This is a genomic window from Hymenobacter canadensis, assembly GCF_027359925.1.
Lineage (GTDB): Bacteria > Bacteroidota > Bacteroidia > Cytophagales > Hymenobacteraceae > Hymenobacter > Hymenobacter canadensis.
Window position 1 is genome coordinate 3,131,505 of sequence record NZ_CP114767.1, and the last position, 17,388, is coordinate 3,148,892.

Sequence of the window (17,388 nt, forward strand, 5' to 3'; positions counted from 1 at the left end):
ACTGACAAAAGAAGGTGGTTGTCTATACTTGCCTGCCGCCGGAAAAGTTGAGCTACCCTGCCGCCGTTCGCTGCGTAGAAGGCTGCCGGCCGGTTTGCCTTGCGGCCGGGCCGCCGCTTCTGTCTATGCTCCACACCTACCTCCCGATTCCTTTCGCAGACGCCACCAAGCAGCAGCAGTTCGACGATTTACGGGCCGCCCTGCTGGCCGAAATTGGTGCTTCCACTACACTGCTGCTCGGAAATCTGGCGGTCGGACCCGCTGAGGAAGTGCTGGACGCTGTGCTCATCCGGCCGCACAGCATTGTGTTGCTGCTACTGCTGCCGGGCGGCGGCGCACTGCACATCCCCGATTTTGGCTTCAGCGCCTGGCGGCTGGCGGGGCGCCCGCTCACCGGCTCGGCCGGCGCCGACAACCCTTTTCAGCAATTCAGCCAGCAGAAAGAAGCGCTGGCGGCCTGGTTGCGGCCTCAGCTGCCGGCGGAGGCGGCTAACCTCAACTTCATCGGCGGGCTGGCGCTGTTTGAGCAGCCGCTGGTGCTCGGGCCCGAAATAGAAGAGCGTATGAGCAGCGTGCCGGCCAGCAGCAGCTTTCATCTGCTGCCCAACCCGGCCAACTGCACCCGGCGCCTGCGCCAGCTGGCCACCCCGGAAATCGACCTTACGCCGGCCGAAATCACGCAGCTGGCCCACGACCTTGGCCAACAGGGCATTGATAATCAACCTTATGAAGCGGCATCTGCCTACGCTGCTGAACCGGAGCCGGCAGGCCCCGTGGCGCAGGCAGACGCTGATCCGGAAGCTTCTCAACCCCAGCACCTCCGCCCTGCCCCGGCCAATCTGGCTTCGCCCGAAGCGACTCAGCTGCGGCGGGCAGCGGGCTGGCTCTGGCGCTGGCTGGGCGCCGAGGACGTTTCGGACCACGACGCCGACCAGCTGCCTGACGACACCTACAGCACCTCCGCCCCGCAGGCCCAGAAAGAGGAGCTGGAGCGGCTGCGGGCCAGTATGCAGGCCGAGCTGGGCGCCCAGCTACAGGCGCTGGAAACCCGTGAGAAAGAACGGGAACACAGCATCACCCAGCTGCGTCGGCAGCTCACCACGGCCCCGCCCGTAACGGCCGAAGCCCAGGCCCTGCAGGTGCAGCTGGCCGTCGAGAACCAGGAGAAGGAGCGCCTGGAGGCAGCCATGCGTGCCGCCAGCACCGATCTGGAGGAACGCAACCACGCCCTCGACAGCCGCATCCGGCAGTTGGAAGGTCTGATGCAGCAGCTCCAGCAGGGCACTCCAGCCTCAGCAGGTTCGCCTTCGGGAGCCGCCAGCGTGTCGGCCAGCCAGCCCACGCCGCGGCTGGCCTGGCCTCAGGCCAAGCAGCAGCTCCGGCAGTGGCGACGGTATAAGAAACAGGCAGCTATGGCCGGCGCCGGAGTGCTGGGCGCGGGCCTAGTGTGGTGGGGCGTGCGCGCGGCTACGGCCGGGCCGCCGGTGCCGTTTCAGGAAGGCGGGCGCTGGGGCTACCTCACTGCCCACGCCGATACGCTGGTGCCCGCCCGCTACACTTCCGCAGGACCCTTCGAGGCCGAAAACCGGGCGGTGGTGGAGCAGAACGGGGTATTCGGGTTTCTTGATGAAGAAGGTGCGGAAGCCGTGCCGCTTGCCTACGATGCCCTGCAGCCCTACGCCGGCGGCTACGCCCGCGCCCGCATCGGCAAACTCTACACGTTTCTGGATTTGCAGGGCCAGGAATTCAACACCTACTACTACGCGGCGCGGCCCTTCAGCGAAGGCAAAGCCGCGGTGCTGGACCGCCGCGGCTGGTTCTACATCACGGGGCTCGAAGAAGCGGCCAAGGAGCCGGTTATCTTTCAGGAGGCCTACGCTTTCCGGGAGGAACTGGCCCGCGTGAAGCGCAACGGCCACTATACGTTTATCACGGAGGACTATCTCGACGACCCCACGGAGGGCACCGAGCCCTTTGGCGCCTACGAAAGTGCGGCTGACTTCGTGGAGGGCCGCGCCCGGGTAACCCAGCAGGGCCGCACGTTCTACATTGATACCGACGCCGACGAGGTGAAGTAGGCGGTCTGACCTTGGCGGCCGCTAGTCGTCGTGCTTTTTGCCTTTGTGCTTTTTATAGCGGCCTTTTCCGCGGCCTCCAACCCATTTGGCCCAGCCCGGCAAGGCCTGCACATACACCAGGCCGCGGCTCGGGGCCGCACTGCCGGCCACGGGCTGCAGCACCACCCGGTCGGCCTGGGCGGTGGCGGCGGTAGCTTGGCCATTCAGGTCGCAGCCACTGCCGTTGCGCAGCTCGGTGCGGCGGCCGTCGGGCGCTACCACAAACCCATCGTGCGTGACGGTGCGGCCGTTGGGCAGGTGTACGTCGTGGGCCATGGGGCGGGGCTGGCCGTTGCGCAGTACATACATGGTGCCGTCGCGGCGCAGAAACCCATCGTTGGTTTGAGCCTGGGCCGCTATGGGCAGCGCCAGCAGCATCCCGAGCAATGCGGGCAGCAAATATTTCATCAACTCAACTAAAAACACCAGAAAATCAGGGCTCCGCTTACGCACAATAAACCCGAAGCGTTGGAATAATGCCCATTAAGCAGCGGGCGGCTCCGGCAGTGGGTTACCTCTTCGGCAGGGCGCTATTAAGGGATGTTCAGTCAATTTCCACACTCAACTTTTTCTTGCCATGAAAATGTCGTTCAAAGCCCTGTTCGTAGCTACCGCCGTTGCTTTTGCTGCTACCTCCTGCACCCAGGAAGGCAAAGAAAATGCCGATGCTGCTGCTGCCAATACCGAAGCCGCTGCCGAAAACGTAGGCGACGCTGCCGAAGCAGAAGCTACCAATGCTGCTAACGCAACGGAAGCTGCCGCCAACAACGCTGCCAACGCTACCGAAGCCGCTGCCAACAACGCCGGCAACGCCATCGAAAACGCCGCCGACAAAACGGCTGCCGCTACCGAAAACGCTACCAACAACGCAGCCCGTGAAACCAAGGAATCTGCTGCCGAAGTAGAGCGCGAAACCCGCAACTAATTTCCGACTGGCACCCCGGTGCCCGCGGAATTTCACAGGCCCCTTTCCTTCCGTTTTGCGGACTGAAAGGGGCCTGTTTTTGCTTACGCGGCAGGGCTGCCAGCCGCCGCCTGCGGCTCGAGGGCCGGCGAGGCGCTGCCCGCCAGTTCCAGCAGCACCGTGTAGTAGGGCCGCCCCTGCGTGCGGGCAAACAGCCAGCTATAGAAGCTCAGGGCCTGCAGGTCTTCCTGCTCCAAGGGCGCGAAGGGCGGCAGCTGGCCCACCCGCTCGGCAAAGCCCGGCCGCCGCGCCGCCGCCGGGTCCTCGATTATTTCGCGCACCAGACTCAGGTAGCGCAGCACCGCCGTATAGCCCTCCCCATCGGCGCTAAACCGCTCACGCAGCACCCGCTCGATGGCGCGCAGGCGGTTGAGGGCCAGGTCGGGGTTGCCGAGCTCAAACTGCACCAGCATTTCGCCCATGCTCTTGTTGAGCATCCATTCCAGGCCCATTTCCTGCTCGCACCAGTGGTCGGAGCGGCCGATGCTGATAAGCGTCTGGTTGGTTTTGCTGAACTGGCCTTCGGCAAAATAGTGGAACGCCAGCCCCAGGCGGGCCGTCATTTCGTCGCGCGGGGCCAGCACGGTGGCGGGCTGGCGCAGCACCTGCTCCAGCAGCCGGATGCTTTCGGCGTTGCGGTGCAGGAAGGCGTAGTTGGCGGCCAGCAGAAACGTGTAGCGTGGCAGCCAGGCGGCCTGGTAGGCCTGCGCCCCGCCCTCGTCGAGCACGCCGCGCAGCTGCTCCAGATACTCCACTGACTCCTGAAACTTGCGGGTGCGGTACAGCGCGTGCGCCACCATATACAGCAGCCCCAACTGGTAGTAGCGGTGGGCCGGCAGGAAGCCGTGGCGCTTTTCCATGAGGTGGTAGCAACGGCGCACAAACGGCGCAAACGACACAAAGTCGCGGCGCACGAGCATGGCGTTGCGGGCAATGGACATCAGCCGGTACAGCACGGCCGGGCGCTTGGCAAAGGCCTCCTGCAGGTCGTATTCGCGCAGCACGTCCTGCAGAATGCCGTCGAAGGCCTCGCCGGCGCGGCCTTTCACGCGGGCCTGGCGCAGGCGCTGGCGGATCAGGCTGTCGGCAATATTGGCCCGCTCCTCCTCGTCGGCGGCCTTTTTGTTGATGCGGTGCCGCCGGATGATGTCGGCCAAGTCGTCGGCGTATTCGCTGCCTGCCTGGGCAATCTGCAGCGAGTAGACGGTGTTGAGCAACTCGTATTGCTCGTTGTCGTGGGCCAGCTTTTCGGCTTTGCGCAGCACCGACCAGCCCAGGCGCGGCACCCCGGCCTCGAAAAGGTACTGGGCCAGCGTGAGCAGGCCGCGCACCGAGGAGGCCGCCGTGGGGTCCTGTTGGCGCTGGCGCAGCAGCAGGTAGTCGGTGAGGTGGCGGAGCAGGCGCTTGCGCAGGGCGTAGTAGGCCACGGCGTTGGGCTCGTTGGGGTAGAGCTTGGCCAGCAGCTGCGGCGTGGTGTAGGGCTTCACGTGCAGCAGCAGCTCGCAGAGGCGCAGGTCCATGCGGCCTTTGGGCTTGCGCTTCTGCCGCTGAATGAACTGCAGAAACTCCTTGCGGTCGGTGGGCGAAAAGGTAGCCAGGGTGGTACGAAGGTCGTCCATGACGGAGTGCAGGCGAAACAGAATAGCGCGTGGCAACCCCGCCCTATCGGCTCGGGACTACCCTAAAATCAACTGCCTAAAGAAAGCGCCTTTCTCCCCGAAAACCAACTACAAACGGCATCCTGAAAAATCATATTTACAACAGTTCAATCGTCTAAAAATCAATTACTTGTTATAAAAATAAAGCCATAACCAAAGTCGGACAATGTAAAAAGCTGGCAGCCGTTGCGACGAGGTTGTGCCGCATCTTCACCGGACACTTCCTTCCTCCTTTACAGCCACTGCTATGCTCCGTCTGCTACTCCTTTCTGCTACCCTGTTACTGGCGGCCACCGTCGCGCAGGCTCAGGACCTGCTCATCAAGCACAACACCGAGGAAATCCGGGTGAAGGTGGTGGAAGTAACGCCCACCGACATCCGCTTCCGGCGCACCGACAACCTGGAGGGCCCGCTCTACATTGTGCGCAAAGCCGAAGTACGCCTGATCCGGTACGCCAACGGCACCCAGGATGAGTTTGGGCCCGCCGCCCCGACCGCCATTGCCCCGGCGCCGGTAGCGGGGTTTCTGCCCGCGGCGCCGGCCCCCGCCAGGGCCGCTACCCCACCCGGCCCCGTGGTGCCCGGCGACGAAGATGCCGCTGGCGGCACAGTGTATCTGGGCGGGCCGCGCATTGGGGCCACCGTGCTGACGGGCGGCGTGGTGAACAAGGCGCGCGAGTCGGTGCCGGGCCTGAACCCGTTTCTCACGCAGTTCGGCTGGCAGTTTGAAACCCGCATTTTCCGGCTGGCCAATGGCACGGCGGGCCTGTTTGAGTTTGTACCGTTGATAGGTGGGCTGGAGCAGGGCAAGTTTATTCCCAGCCTCAATGCGCTGTTCGGCATCAGAGGCCCCAAGGGTCTGGAATTTGGCATAGGCCCCAACCTGACGCCGGTGAGTGCCAGCGTGGCGCTGGCAGTGGGCACCTCGTTTCAGTATGATGGCGTCAATTTCCCGGTGAACCTGGCGGTGGTACCCGGCAACGGCGGGGCGCGCATCAGCCTGCTGATGGGCTTCAACTCGCGCCGCCGGTAACAGTGCCGCAGGTGGCGGTAGTGGCTGGCTTGGTTGGGCCAGGAAAGCAGGAAGCGGGTAGGGAGTAAAATTATGGCATTGTCAACCCCCGCTACCAGGCCGCGTATAGCTGGCTATCTTTCCCACCTTAACCTCTACTAACATGGACGCTAATAACAACGGCATCGACGACAGCACCGAACTGCGCACCCGCGGCAACTGGAACGAAATCAAAGGCCAGGCTAAGCAGAAATGGGGTAGCCTGACCGACGACGATCTGAACTACGAAGAAGGCAAGCAGGACGAGTGGTATGGCCGTCTGCAGCAGAAGACTGGCGAAACCATCGACGACATCAAACATTGGTTCCAGCGCACGTTCTAGTAACGAAGCCGCTTACCAAGTGAGACGCCCCGGACCTTATGGCCCGGGGCGTTTTGCTTATCCGGCCCGCATACAGCCTGTCCTCTGGCAGCTTCATGAGGCACATATTATTTATTTAGTAATAATATTTCTATCTTTAGTCATGCACTGTTTTCCTGCCTGTCATGCGCATAGCCGCTGAAGAACTGCGCACCCTGGGTAATACCGCATTGTTGCAGCAGTGCAAAACGGCATTTTTCTGTTCCCGCGACTATCCTGCCTCCATTGAGTACCTCACGTATGTGTGGGCCCTGGAGCAGCGCTATGAGCAATGCTGCGTGCTGTCGGGCTTTCACTCGCGGCTGGAGCAGGCGGTGTTCCGGTATTTGCTGCAGGGGCCGCAGCAGCCGATTATTTACGCGCTGGGCCGGGGCATCCAGCAAAACGTGCGCATGGAGTACGGCCCCGAAATCCAGGCCAACCGGCTGCTGTTCGTCTCGCCTTTTGAAGCCGGCGTGCGCCATATAACCGACGAAACGGCTGAAATCCGCAATCTGCTCATCGCCGACCTCGCCGATGATTTCTTCATTCCATACCTGAAGCCCGGCGGCAATCTTGACCGGCTACTCGGGCAGCCGGCGCTGAAGGGCAAAGCCATTTACACGCTGGACATCCCACTCAACAGGCGGCTGATGCAGCGGGGGGCCCAGCCCTGGCGCCCACTGGGCGTGCTGGGGCATCAGCTGCCGCCGCAATACCGGCCGCGCCTCCGGTAGCCAATCAGGCCCCGGTGAACGTCGTTGGCCTTTTCGCGTAGAGGACGGGTATCCCCCAACCAACGAACTCCATGAGTATCTCTGACAACTTAACTGCCGCCGTGCCCACTTCACCTTCGGGCGGTATCCGGGCGCTGGCCCGCTTTGGCTTTGCAGCCAAGGGCACCGTGTATCTGCTGATGGGCGTGCTGGCGCTGCTGGCGGCCACCGGCCAGCAAGGCGGCCAGACAGCCGATAAAAAAGAAGCCGTACTCACCATCCAGAGCCTGCCCGGCGGGCCGGTGCTGCTGGGCCTGATTGCCTTCGGGCTGCTGGGCTACATTGTGTGGCGCTTTACGCAGGCCGTGGTGGACACGGAAGGCAAGGGCGGCGACGCCAAAGGCATTGGCCGACGCATCGGGTTTGCGGCCAGCGGGCTGCTATACGCCAGCCTGGCCTGGTACGCCGCTAAGCTGGCCATGAATGGCTCGGCCGAGGCGGGCGGCAACACCCAGCAAACCCTCACGGCCCGCGTGCTGGGCTGGCCCGGCGGCGACTGGATCATTATCCTGGTCGGCGTGGCCATCATCGGCGGCGGCATCTACCAGATTTATAAAGCCTACTCCGGTAGTTTTCACAAAGATGTGAACAGCTCCGACATCCCCGGCGGCCAGCAGAACACGGTGTACCGCCTGGGCCAACTCGGCTACACGGCCCGGGGCGTGGTGATGGCCATCATCGGCTACTTCTTCGTGCAGGCCGGTCGCCAGTCACGCGCCGCTGCCGTGGGCAGCACCGACGAAGCGTTTGACCTGCTGGCCAGTATGGGCCCAGTGGTACTCGGTATCGTGGCGCTGGGCCTGATGGCCTATGGACTCTACATGCTCGTGCAGGCCAAATACCCGGTGCTGCGCCGGATCTGAGATTTTAGAGCTTAGAAGCAGACGGGGAGCCGTTCGTTCTGAAACCCAACCGGGTCAACAGAACGAATGGCTCCCCACTCTTTTCCAGGCTATAAAATGCAGGTTCTCAGTTCTAAGCTCTAAAATCTAGGCTCTCCCTCCTACCCCACGTAATCCTGCAGATACTGATACCGCTCGGTGAGCTGGCCGTTGCGGGCAATGGTGGCGCGTTCCAGCACGGCGTCGGTGCCTTCGTGCACAAGGTGGGGCAGCACGTTGTCAAGTAGCTGGCGGCCGAAGTCGCGGGAGGCGTTGCGGGGCAGCTCACAGGGCAGGTTGTCCACGGCCATTACGGTGATGTTCCCGGGCGCAGAGTAAGCCGGCTCCAGCTCGCCGGTCTGGCAGTTATAGTCGAAGGCGGGCTCCTGGATGGTGCTACTGCGCTTGGTGACGGGGATGGAGCCGTCCACGTCGCAGGTCACGTCGGCAATCGTGTCGATGCGGAAGTGGGCGCGGCAGGTGTCGGCTTCCTCGAACAGGCGCGGGGCGGCCGGGTGCCAGTAGGCGCAGGCAATGAGCAGGTTAGTAACGGGCAGAAAGTTGCGAAACGTGCTTTCGTACTCCTCGGGGTGGCGGTGGAAGTCGGGCGTATCCCACACCCGGCCGTCGCGGCGACGGTTGTAATCGGAGCTGCGCAACTGGGTGTACACTGGCTCGTTGAAGTCGAGGTAGAGGTAGTCGTACACGCTCACCCGCCGGATGCCCATCAGGTTCAGCACTTCCACCGCGCCCTGGGCTACCCGGCCTGAGCCGGTCACGACCATCTTAATGGGCGGTAGCTTCTTCACCTTGAAAAACTCCTCCTGCATGTCCTCCATATCCACGCACTCATAAGCCGGTTTCAGCTCATAGAGGCCGTGCTTGCGGCCGTAGGTGAGCAGGCCGTTGTAGGCCCCCACAATGCCGGCCCAGCGCCCAAAGGCCACAATCCGCTCCCCGTTTTCGTTGGTGAGCAACTCGTAGTCAATCAGGGTAATGTTCTTGGCCAGCACCTGGCGCAGCAGCTCACGGTTGGCGGGCTGCTTTTTCACGGTGTGCGAGAAAAACAGGTAGGTTTTGTTGGGGATGAGCTGCGCCGCGGGTACTTCCTTCACGCCCATCAGAATGTCACAATCCGATACGTCGGGGCACACGGCAATGCCGGCGGCGCGGTACTCGTCGTCGGAGAAGCAGCGGATGGGGCTTTCCTGGGCCACCAGCTGCAGGCCGGGGAAGCGCGCTTCGGCCTCGGTGCATTTTTTGGGCGTGAGCGGCACGCGCTTATCAGGCGGAGTTTTGCCTTCGCGGATCAGGCCAATGGTGATGGGACGCATACGGGTGGGGATGGGAAGTTCGGGGGCTAAATCTGCGGAAAATTGTTGACCTGTCGCTCTCGGGCACATCACGCGTCTGTCATCCTGAGCGGAGCGAAGGACCTGCTCACGTTCGGGTTTCTCTTGGATCTAAGACGTTCCGGTGTGAGAAGGTCCTTCGCTCCGCTCAGGATGACAGATAGGTTGCCGGTTGAAATGCCCAAACATTTGCCGGTTTATCGGTTTAAGGGTGAAGCCTTTTCGCGCTACCTTTGTCAGGGCTCCTTCCCGGGGCTGTTTGTTGCCACCCTCACCCATCTTTTTATGTTGCTGAAGACCAAGCCCGCCGATGTGTTCGTGGACCGTCACAACGGCCCCGACGAAGCTGCCGTAGCTGAGATGCTGCGCGTAATCGGCGTGGAGTCGATTGACCAGCTCATCGACGAAACCGTGCCGGCCGCCATCCGCCTCAAGAAGCCGCTGAACCTGCCCGCTGCCCTCACGGAGCGGGCTTTTCTGGCGAAATTCAAAGGCATTGCCGGCAAGAATAAGCTGTTCAAAAACTACATCGGCCTGGGCTACCATGATACCCAGCTGCCGGCCGTAATTCAGCGCAACATTCTGGAAAACCCGGGCTGGTACACCGCCTACACGCCCTACCAGGCCGAAATTGCCCAGGGTCGCCTTGAAGCCCTCATCAATTATCAGACGATGATAATTGACCTCACGGGCCTGGAAATTGCCAACGCCTCCCTGCTCGACGAAGGAACCGCCGCCGCCGAAACGCTGCACATGTTCCACTCGCTGAGCAAGAAAAAGAACGCCACCCGCTACTTCGTATCGGAGCAGGTGCTGCCCCAGACCATCGACGTGCTGCGCACCCGCGCCACGCCCATTGGCATTGAGCTGGTGGTGGGCGACCACCGCACCGCTGACCTCACCGACGAAACCCTGTTCGGGGCCATCCTGCAGTACCCCGCCGCCGACGGCGCCGTGTACGACTACACCGACTTCATCTCGAAGGCCCACGACAACAACCTGTTCGTGACCGTGGCCGCCGATTTGCTGTCCCTGACGCTGCTCACGCCTCCCGGCGAGATGGGCGCCGACGCCGTGGTGGGCAACTCCCAGCGCTTCGGCGTGCCGATGGGCTACGGCGGCCCGCACGCTGGTTTCCTGGCCACCAAAGACGCCTTCAAGCGCGTGATTCCCGGCCGCATCATCGGCCAGAGCATCGACGCGGCCGGCAACAAGGCCTACCGCATGGCCCTGCAGACCCGCGAGCAGCACATCCGCCGCGAAAAAGCCACCTCCAACATCTGCACCGCCCAGGTGCTGCTGAGCGTGCTGGCCGGCATGTACGCCGTGTACCACGGCCCGCAGCGCATCCGGCAGTTCGCCTCGAACGTCCACGCCCTCGCTCGCACCCTCGACGCCGAGCTGCACGCACTGGGCCTGGAGCAGACCAACGAGTTCTACTTCGATACGCTTGATATCCAGCTGGAAAGTGCGGAGCTGCAGACGGCCATCCGGCAGGAGGCTGAGTCGGCGGGTATCAACTTCCGCTACTTCGAGCAGGACGGCACGGCCCGCTTAGGCATCTCGCTCAACCAGAACACCGAATTGGAGGACGTGCAGGACATCGTGGCCGTATTCAGCAAAGTGCTGGGCCGCGACGTGCGCCAGGTAGCCCAGGCCGATGAGGTGGAGGTGACCTGGACCGACAACCTGATCCGCAAGAGCGAGTACCTCACGCACCCCATCTTCAACTCGCACCACTCCGAGCACGAGATGCTGCGCTACATGAAGCAGCTCGAAAACAAGGATTTGAGCCTGGCTCACTCCATGATTTCGCTCGGCTCGTGCACCATGAAGCTCAACGCCACCGCCGAGATGATTCCGGTGACCTGGCCCGAAATCGGTGGGTTGCACCCCTTCGCCCCACGCGAGCAGGCGGCCGGCTACACCGAAATCTTCCACGATCTGGAGAAATGGCTGTGTGAGGTAACCGGCTTCGATGCCGTTTCCTTGCAGCCCAACTCGGGTGCCCAGGGCGAGTACGCCGGCCTGCTGGCCATCAAAGGCTACCACGATGCCCGCGGCGACCAGCACCGTAACGTGGCCCTGATTCCGGCTTCGGCCCACGGCACCAACCCCGCCTCGGCCGTCATGGCCGGCATGACGGTGGTCGTGGTGAAGAGCACCGAGGAAGGCAACATCGACGTGGAGGACCTGAAGGCCAAGGCCGAGCAGTACGCCGACCGCCTGAGCTGCCTGATGGTGACCTACCCGAGCACGCACGGCGTGTACGAGGAAACCATCATCGACATCTGCGCCACCATTCACCAGCACGGCGGCCGCGTGTACATGGACGGCGCCAACATGAACGCCCAGGTGGGCCTCACCTCGCCCGCCATCATCGGCGCCGACGTGTGCCACTTGAACCTGCACAAAACGTTCTGCATCCCGCACGGCGGCGGCGGACCCGGCGTAGGACCCATCGGCGTAGTGGCTGATCTGGCCCCCTACCTGTCGGGTCACGTGCTGGTGGACGCCGACGGCCGCACGGCCGGCGCGGTTACTTCCGCGCCCTGGGGCTCGGCCAGCATCCTGCCAATCAGCTACGCCTACATCAACATGATGGGCGGCGAAGGACTGACGCAGGCCACGCGCATTGCCATCCTGAACGCCAACTACATCAAGGCCCGCCTGGAGGAGCACTACCCCGTGCTTTATACCGGCTCGAACGGCCGTTGCGCCCACGAGATGATTCTGGAATGCCGCCATTTCAAAAAGGCTGGCATCGAGGTGGAAGACATTGCCAAGCGCCTGATGGACTACGGTTTCCACGCGCCCACGGTGAGCTTCCCGGTAGCCGGCACGCTGATGATCGAGCCGACCGAATCGGAAAGCAAGGAGGAGCTGGACCGCTTCATTGAGGCCATGATCAGTATCCGGAAGGAAATTGCGGAGGTAGAAGCCGGCCGCACCGATGCCAAGGACAACGTGCTCAAGCACGCCCCGCACACCGCCGCCACCGTGCTGGTGCACGACTGGGAGCGTCCCTACTCCCGCGAGCAGGCCGTGTACCCCACCGACTACGCCCGCAGCTACAAGTTCTGGCCCACCGTTTCCCGCATCGACTCGGCCTACGGCGACCGGAACCTGATCTGCTCCTGCACCCCCATCGAGGAATATGTAGACGCCGAGGAGAAGCTGGTAGAAACCGACAAAGGTCCGTCGTACTAGTGCTTAGTGCTTAGTGCTTAGTGCTTAGTGCTTAGTGGATATGAAAGAGGCCCCGCCGTGTTACGGCGGGGCCTCTTTTTCTTTCTGTTTTTTCGTTCCTGGGCTCCAGTGCCTAAGCACCAAGCACTAAAAGCCTACTGTTTGCCGAAGCAGCTCCGGTACATGTAGCCGTTGAGCACTTGGCCGTCTTTCAGGACGCGGGCCTTCACAAAGTACACGTCTACCGTGTCCGTGATTTGCACCTGCGTATCAGACCCGAGGCTGGTGAGCTGGGCCGACTGCTTGGTCATGCCGTCGTAGAGGATGCATTCCACAATGGTATTGGCTTGTGAAGTGCTGGCGGTGCGGGAACTTCCGGTATCTTCTTTTGCCGCGGTGCAGGCGGCCAGGCCTAGTAGAGAGAGCAGAAATAAGGTGGGTTTGTTCATGGTGGAGTAATAGGATTGGGGTAAGATATATACATTCAGAAGCAAAAGAGAATTTTCCCTGAATAATTTTACTCCAGGTCAGGACGGGGCCCAAAACCGGGAACGATGGATAGGCGTAGGATGTTAAAAAACCAGAACAGCAAAACTCTTTGCACGCTACTGGCTGCCCGGTTTTTGCGCCGCTTCTCTCTCACTTCTTTTTGTTATTCCTCATGTCTCATATCCCTCGTTTTTTCAGCCGGCCGGCGGCTATGCTGGCCCTGGGCTCGGCGCTGGTGCTGGGCGTTTCGGGCTGCGCTACCTCGTCGCGAGTGGGCGTCACGTCCGACTACGACCATTCGGTGAACTTCCGGGCCTACAAAACCTGGTCGTGGTACCCGACGCAGACCAAGGACACCGAAGGCGGCCCCGCCCAGGGCTACCAGTCGTTTCTGGATAAGCGTATCCGCACGGCCGTGGAGCGCGAAATGACCGCCAAGGGCCTCACCTACGCCGAAACCTCGCCCGACCTCTACATTGCCTATTCGGCCAAGGTGGAAGACAAGCAGCAGGCCAACTACGGAGGCATGGGCCCTTATGGCTACCCATATGGCGGCTACGGCTACTACGGCGGCCTCTACGGCCGCGGCAACACCTTCGTCACCAATTACAAAGCTGGCACGGTCATCATCGACTTCGTGGACGTGCGCCGCAAGGAGCTGGCATGGCGCGGCCAGGGCCAAGCGCAGGTAGACAAACAGACCATTTCGGAGCCTGAAGTGTACCGCATTGTCAACAGCATCCTGGGCACCTACCCGCCGCAGGGCCCAGAAGGCCCCAATGCCAGCCGGTAATTGTTAGCCACCAGCTTTGAACGCACGCAAAAAAGCCTTTCCTGATCGGGAAAGGCTTTTTTTATATTCTACTGGCGGAACCACGAAGGTTCTTTCAGACTAGTTGATGGGTACGTTTACGTGGCGCTCGGCGTGGTAGGAGCTACGCACCAGCGGGCCGCTTTCCACGTACTTCAGGCCGCGGGCGAGGCCTTCTTCGCGGTAGTGCGCAAACACGTCGGGGTGGATGAACTCGGCCACTTCGAGGTGGCGCTTGGTGGGCTGCAGGTACTGGCCCAGCGTGAGGATGTGCAGGCCGTTGGCGACGAGGTCGTCCATGGCTTTATACATCTCGTCGCGAGTTTCGCCGAGGCCCAACATGATGCCCGACTTGGTACGCTTGCCAGCCTCGTAAGTGCGCCGGATCTGCTCCAGGCTGCGCTCGTACTTGGCCTGCGGACGCACCAGCCGGTAGAGGCTGCCTACAGTTTCCATGTTGTGCGACACCACTTCCTGGCCGCCGGCAATCATGGTGTCCAGCGCGTCCCAGTTGGCTTTCACGTCCGGAATCAGCGTTTCGATGGTGGTTTCGGGCGAGAGACGCTTGGTTTGAACCACGGTTTCGTACCAGATGCTGGCGCCCCGGTCCTTGAGCTCGTCGCGGTTAACGGACGTCAGCACGGCGTGCTTCACGCCCATCAGCTGGATGGCTTCGGCCACGCGGCGCGGCTCATCGGTGTCGTACTCGCTGGGGCGGCCGGTGGCCACGGCGCAGAACGAGCACGAGCGGGTGCAGATATTGCCCAGGATCATGAAGGTGGCCGTGCCGGCTCCCCAGCACTCGCCCATGTTGGGGCAGTTGCCGCTTTCGCAGATGGTGTGCAGCTTGTGCTCGTCCACGAGACGGCGTACGGCAGCATATTCGGGGCCCACCGGGAGCTTCACCCGCAGCCAGTCGGGCTTGCGCGGCTTGGCCGGAGCAGCGGCTTCGGGCTGAATGATCGGTAGGGTCAGCAGCAAATCTTCCATGCTGTAAAGGTAAGGGTAGAGAAGCGAGAAGATAGAAGTGAGACTGTAAGAAGTGAGAGGTGGGACTTTTGTTCTGAAACCCAAGTGGGCCAACAGAACGAAAGTCTCACCTCTCACTTCCTACAGTCTCACTTCTCAATTTAGCTGCGCGAGCCCAGGTAAATGGTGAGGTACACCGAGGGGTAGAAGCGGTTGTTGATGCTGTTGTCGTCGATGTCGGCCGAGGGAAGCGTGCTCAGGATGATGGGGCGCTTGCCGTAGGCTTCGAGCAGAAAGCCGGTTTCGATGCCCGCCACGGCGTCGCGGTAGCGGCCATACTCGAAGCTGAGCGCGGCCCGGATGTGAGCCCCCAGCAGCGGCTTCACCTCGTTGATGCCCGAAAACAGCGGGGCCCGGTCGAGCACCCGGCCAAGGTTGCCGTGCAGGCGCGGGTCGTAGGCCTCGGCCCGGATGTCGTCGGGACCGAGGGCCTGGCCGTTGGGGTCGACTGGGGTGTAGTCGTAGTAGATGTAGTAAGGCATCTGCAGCCCGATGGACGGGCCGGCGCCAAACAGCGCATTCACCTGCACACCCGCCTCGGGGGCCTTCCGAAAAATTACGCGCTGCACGCCGATGGTCGGCCGCAGCACGTACAGGAAGTTGGCTTTATCGCGCACAAACGAGCCGCCGTTGTTGCTGACCAGCCGGCGCTCTTTCGGGTGCTTCACCTCCACGCCCTCAATGCTCCAGTAGCGCGACCATTTCTCGTTGAGCACGTGGCTGGAGCGCACCGAAACGCCGCCAATCAGGCCACCTTTGGTGTTGAAGTTGATGCCGTAGACAAACTCCTTGCGGTAGGAAGGATCGTCGTTGGGGGCAGCGGCAGGTGCCTTCTGCGCCCACACCGCCGCCGGAGCGGCAGCAGCCAGCAGGGTAGCGGCCAGAGTAAGTACGTGTCGCACGGGGCGCAGAAGGGCTAGAGGGTGAAAAGAACTGAACCGTAAGGGCCGCCCGGCGGCTACCCTGTCGAAAGTACGTAAATTTGCAGGTATCATGCTGTTAACCGGCTAACCTTCCAAATCATTCCGTATGAGCACTGCCACCGCCCGCTATGCCGGCAATCTGCGCACCGAAGCCACCCACACGGCCTCCGGCACCACCATTCTCACCGATGCGCCCACGGATAACCACGGCCGCGGCGAAGCGTTTTCGCCGACCGACCTGGTCAGTGCCGCGCTGGGCTCGTGCATGATGACCATCATGGGCATCGTGGCGGAGCGGCAGGGCCTGGACCTGACCGGCGTGACGTACGACGTGACCAAGCACATGGCCGCCGAACCCCGCCGCATCCGGCAGATTGACGTGCACTTCCGGCTACCAGCCACGCTCAGCGAAAAAGAGCGCACCATCCTCGAAAATGCAGCCCGCACCTGCCCGGTGGCGCTAAGTCTCAACCCTGAAATCGAACAGGATGTTCAGTTCTTCTACGAGAACTAGCACCTGACCAAATAGCCCGTCATGCAGAGCGGAGCGAAGCATCTCGCCAGTGTGGTAAACTCGTTTACTACACTGGCGAGATGCTTCGCTCCGCTCTGCATGACGGGCTTTCGGGCTTAGCCGGTTACGGCCTGCTTCACGTCGGCAAGGCGGATGCCCATGTGGGAAGCGTCGTAGCGGCACTCACCGTCCTGGATGAGCAGCAACTGCGGCGACTCGTGCTGCACGCTGAACTTCTGGGCAATTTCCTGCGAGATGGGCCGGAAGCGCAGCAAATCGAGGTAATAGATTTTCACGTTGTCGAGGCCAGCGTCGGCCCACTGGCGCTCAATCTTGCCTTTGGCGGCGGCGCTGATGGAGCAGGTGGTGCTGTGCTTGAAGATGATAACCGGCTGCTGCTGCGATTCGCGAACGATGTCGAGGAGCTGCTCGGATTGGGTGAGGGGTTGCCAGGGAGTCATAAATGGAGTTGGTATTAGTTGGCGGGAGCGTCTTTTTTCTTTTTGCGAAGACGCAAACCCAGCGGGCTTGGTTCACTTACGCGGGCCGCCCCGGTTTTGTCGAATTTGTAGTCGCGGGCTTCGTCCTCGCTTTCGGGCGTGCGGCCGCCCTCGCCCGGCGTCAGCGTTTCCTTGTTCACAGCCAGGTGCGAGTCTTTGTAGGGCGCGGGGTATTTCCGGGCGTCGCGCAGGGCGCGGCGGTTTTCGGCCCGGCGGTTGGTGGGCTCAATCTGGGCCGAGGCCGCAGTGGCAGACAAACAAACCACACCGAGCAGCAACAGTAGATAACGCATAGCGAACAACAAGGAAGAGAAACAAATGGCTGACGGCAGCCTGACAGGATACGCAAAAACTACGCCGAAGGCTGCCCGCTAGAACGGCAGCGTGATACCCAGAAACTTGCGCTGCCCGACTTTGCGCTTCAGCCGGCGCCGCTCATACTTAGGCTTTTTGAGCAGGCCGTTTTTGGTGTAGCTGTTTTTCTGGGTTTTCACCTCGGCCGGCGCGGCCGCGGTGCCGTCGGCGTTGGCATCAGCGGCTCCGCGGGCGCCACGCTTCACTTTGGGCTGGGGCGGGCCCTTGGGGCTGGGCAGCGCGTAGCGGTGACAGCTGCTGCCGGCCAGCAGCGCCCCTAGCAAACACAGCGTAACGAGTGGTTTCATGGAGTTGCGAAAATAGAACGTCATTCCGAGCGAAGCGGAGCGTAATAAAGGAATCTCGCTAGTGTTGTAAAATTAGTGCTAGCGCAACGTCAGCACGCGAGATTCCTCGAC

At 62.0% G+C, this 17,388-nt stretch carries 18 protein-coding genes; 9 read left to right on the plus strand and 9 right to left on the minus strand.

Annotated features, from left to right (window positions below; translation table 11 throughout):
• Positions 1-125 precede the first annotated feature (125 nt).
• The gene (locus O3303_RS13480; protein ID WP_269558915.1) at positions 126-2,078 is read left to right on the plus strand and encodes a WG repeat-containing protein; all 1,953 of its coding nucleotides are present in this window, start codon (positions 126-128) and stop codon (positions 2,076-2,078) included.
• Between the two features lie 21 nt (positions 2,079-2,099).
• Here O3303_RS13480 and O3303_RS13485 read toward each other — a convergent pair whose 3' ends face one another.
• A complete protein-coding gene (locus O3303_RS13485; protein WP_269558916.1) occupies positions 2,100-2,525 on the minus strand; it encodes a DUF6799 domain-containing protein in 426 nt (141 codons plus the stop codon).
• Between the two features lie 175 nt (positions 2,526-2,700).
• Between O3303_RS13485 and O3303_RS13490 the strand changes: the two genes are divergently transcribed.
• Entirely contained in the window at positions 2,701-3,042 is a 342-nt protein-coding gene (locus tag O3303_RS13490) for a hypothetical protein (RefSeq protein WP_269558917.1), read from the plus strand.
• Between the two features lie 83 nt (positions 3,043-3,125).
• On the opposite strand, the gene O3303_RS13495 is transcribed toward O3303_RS13490, so the two are convergent.
• Complete coding sequence (locus O3303_RS13495) at positions 3,126-4,700, minus strand: hypothetical protein (RefSeq protein WP_269558918.1); 1,575 nt, start codon at positions 4,698-4,700, stop codon at positions 3,126-3,128.
• A gap of 286 nt (positions 4,701-4,986) precedes the next feature.
• Here O3303_RS13495 and O3303_RS13500 point away from each other — a divergent pair, with 286 nt between their 5' ends.
• From O3303_RS13500 to O3303_RS13515, 4 genes are all read left to right on the plus strand, one after another.
• On the plus strand, positions 4,987-5,772 hold the full coding sequence (locus tag O3303_RS13500; RefSeq protein WP_269558920.1) for a hypothetical protein: 786 nt from the start codon (positions 4,987-4,989) through the stop codon (positions 5,770-5,772).
• A 142-nt stretch (positions 5,773-5,914) separates the two neighbouring features.
• On the plus strand, positions 5,915-6,133 hold the full coding sequence (locus O3303_RS13505) for a CsbD family protein (RefSeq protein WP_269558921.1): 219 nt from the start codon (positions 5,915-5,917) through the stop codon (positions 6,131-6,133).
• Between the two features lie 164 nt (positions 6,134-6,297).
• The gene (locus O3303_RS13510; protein ID WP_269558922.1) at positions 6,298-6,888 is read left to right on the plus strand and encodes a hypothetical protein; all 591 of its coding nucleotides are present in this window, start codon (positions 6,298-6,300) and stop codon (positions 6,886-6,888) included.
• Between the two features lie 71 nt (positions 6,889-6,959).
• The gene (locus O3303_RS13515; RefSeq protein ID WP_269558923.1) at positions 6,960-7,790 is read left to right on the plus strand and encodes a DUF1206 domain-containing protein; all 831 of its coding nucleotides are present in this window, start codon (positions 6,960-6,962) and stop codon (positions 7,788-7,790) included.
• Positions 7,791-7,930: 140 nt separating this feature from the next.
• Here the strand turns inward: O3303_RS13515 and O3303_RS13520 are convergent, their stop codons facing one another.
• Positions 7,931-9,142, minus strand: coding sequence for an NAD(P)-dependent oxidoreductase (locus tag O3303_RS13520; RefSeq protein ID WP_269558924.1), 1,212 nt, complete (start codon positions 9,140-9,142; stop codon positions 7,931-7,933).
• A gap of 303 nt (positions 9,143-9,445) precedes the next feature.
• On the opposite strand from O3303_RS13520, the gene gcvP reads away from it, so the two are divergent.
• Positions 9,446-12,370: an aminomethyl-transferring glycine dehydrogenase gene (gene gcvP, locus O3303_RS13525; protein WP_269558925.1), complete on the plus strand. Its 2,925-nt coding sequence runs from the start codon at positions 9,446-9,448 to the stop codon at positions 12,368-12,370.
• Between the two features lie 134 nt (positions 12,371-12,504).
• Here the strand turns inward: gcvP and O3303_RS13530 are convergent, their stop codons facing one another.
• Positions 12,505-12,798, minus strand: a complete 294-nt coding sequence (locus tag O3303_RS13530) for a hypothetical protein (protein WP_269558926.1) — start codon at positions 12,796-12,798, stop codon at positions 12,505-12,507.
• A gap of 212 nt (positions 12,799-13,010) precedes the next feature.
• Between O3303_RS13530 and O3303_RS13535 the strand changes: the two genes are divergently transcribed.
• Complete coding sequence (locus O3303_RS13535; RefSeq protein WP_269558927.1) at positions 13,011-13,631, plus strand: DUF4136 domain-containing protein; 621 nt, start codon at positions 13,011-13,013, stop codon at positions 13,629-13,631.
• Positions 13,632-13,730: 99 nt separating this feature from the next.
• Here O3303_RS13535 and lipA read toward each other — a convergent pair whose 3' ends face one another.
• Positions 13,731-14,627, minus strand: a complete 897-nt coding sequence (gene lipA / locus O3303_RS13540; RefSeq protein ID WP_269561913.1) for a lipoyl synthase — start codon at positions 14,625-14,627, stop codon at positions 13,731-13,733.
• 152 nt (positions 14,628-14,779) lie between these two features.
• The gene (locus O3303_RS13545; protein WP_269558929.1) at positions 14,780-15,580 is read right to left on the minus strand and encodes a hypothetical protein; all 801 of its coding nucleotides are present in this window, start codon (positions 15,578-15,580) and stop codon (positions 14,780-14,782) included.
• Positions 15,581-15,707: 127 nt separating this feature from the next.
• Between O3303_RS13545 and O3303_RS13550 the strand changes: the two genes are divergently transcribed.
• A complete protein-coding gene (locus O3303_RS13550) occupies positions 15,708-16,115 on the plus strand; it encodes an OsmC family protein (protein WP_269558930.1) in 408 nt (135 codons plus the stop codon).
• A gap of 116 nt (positions 16,116-16,231) precedes the next feature.
• Here the strand turns inward: O3303_RS13550 and ytxJ are convergent, their stop codons facing one another.
• From ytxJ to O3303_RS13565, 3 genes are all read right to left on the minus strand, one after another.
• The gene (ytxJ, locus tag O3303_RS13555) at positions 16,232-16,576 is read right to left on the minus strand and encodes a bacillithiol system redox-active protein YtxJ (protein ID WP_269558931.1); all 345 of its coding nucleotides are present in this window, start codon (positions 16,574-16,576) and stop codon (positions 16,232-16,234) included.
• 14 nt (positions 16,577-16,590) lie between these two features.
• Positions 16,591-16,908, minus strand: coding sequence for a hypothetical protein (locus O3303_RS13560; protein ID WP_269558932.1), 318 nt, complete (start codon positions 16,906-16,908; stop codon positions 16,591-16,593).
• A gap of 78 nt (positions 16,909-16,986) precedes the next feature.
• Positions 16,987-17,277 carry a hypothetical protein gene (locus O3303_RS13565; RefSeq protein WP_269558933.1) on the minus strand — a complete coding sequence of 97 codons (291 nt, stop codon included), beginning with the start codon at positions 17,275-17,277 and terminating at the stop codon, positions 16,987-16,989.
• Positions 17,278-17,388: the final 111 nt, after the last annotated feature.

Coding starts and splice junctions, on each gene's coding strand:
- O3303_RS13480 (WP_269558915.1), top strand. CDS start 126: ATGCTCCACACCTACCTCCCGATTCCTTTCGCAGACGCCACCAAGCAG.
- O3303_RS13485 (WP_269558916.1), bottom strand. CDS start 2,525: ATGAAATATTTGCTGCCCGCATTGCTCGGGATGCTGCTGGCGCTGCCC.
- O3303_RS13490 (WP_269558917.1), top strand. CDS start 2,701: ATGTCGTTCAAAGCCCTGTTCGTAGCTACCGCCGTTGCTTTTGCTGCT.
- O3303_RS13495 (WP_269558918.1), bottom strand. CDS start 4,700: ATGGACGACCTTCGTACCACCCTGGCTACCTTTTCGCCCACCGACCGC.
- O3303_RS13500 (WP_269558920.1), top strand. CDS start 4,987: ATGCTCCGTCTGCTACTCCTTTCTGCTACCCTGTTACTGGCGGCCACC.
- O3303_RS13505 (WP_269558921.1), top strand. CDS start 5,915: ATGGACGCTAATAACAACGGCATCGACGACAGCACCGAACTGCGCACC.
- O3303_RS13510 (WP_269558922.1), top strand. CDS start 6,298: ATGCGCATAGCCGCTGAAGAACTGCGCACCCTGGGTAATACCGCATTG.
- O3303_RS13515 (WP_269558923.1), top strand. CDS start 6,960: ATGAGTATCTCTGACAACTTAACTGCCGCCGTGCCCACTTCACCTTCG.
- O3303_RS13520 (WP_269558924.1), bottom strand. CDS start 9,142: ATGCGTCCCATCACCATTGGCCTGATCCGCGAAGGCAAAACTCCGCCT.
- gcvP (WP_269558925.1), top strand. CDS start 9,446: ATGTTGCTGAAGACCAAGCCCGCCGATGTGTTCGTGGACCGTCACAAC.
- O3303_RS13530 (WP_269558926.1), bottom strand. CDS start 12,798: ATGAACAAACCCACCTTATTTCTGCTCTCTCTACTAGGCCTGGCCGCC.
- O3303_RS13535 (WP_269558927.1), top strand. CDS start 13,011: ATGTCTCATATCCCTCGTTTTTTCAGCCGGCCGGCGGCTATGCTGGCC.
- O3303_RS13550 (WP_269558930.1), top strand. CDS start 15,708: ATGAGCACTGCCACCGCCCGCTATGCCGGCAATCTGCGCACCGAAGCC.
- ytxJ (WP_269558931.1), bottom strand. CDS start 16,576: ATGACTCCCTGGCAACCCCTCACCCAATCCGAGCAGCTCCTCGACATC.
- O3303_RS13560 (WP_269558932.1), bottom strand. CDS start 16,908: ATGCGTTATCTACTGTTGCTGCTCGGTGTGGTTTGTTTGTCTGCCACT.
- O3303_RS13565 (WP_269558933.1), bottom strand. CDS start 17,277: ATGAAACCACTCGTTACGCTGTGTTTGCTAGGGGCGCTGCTGGCCGGC.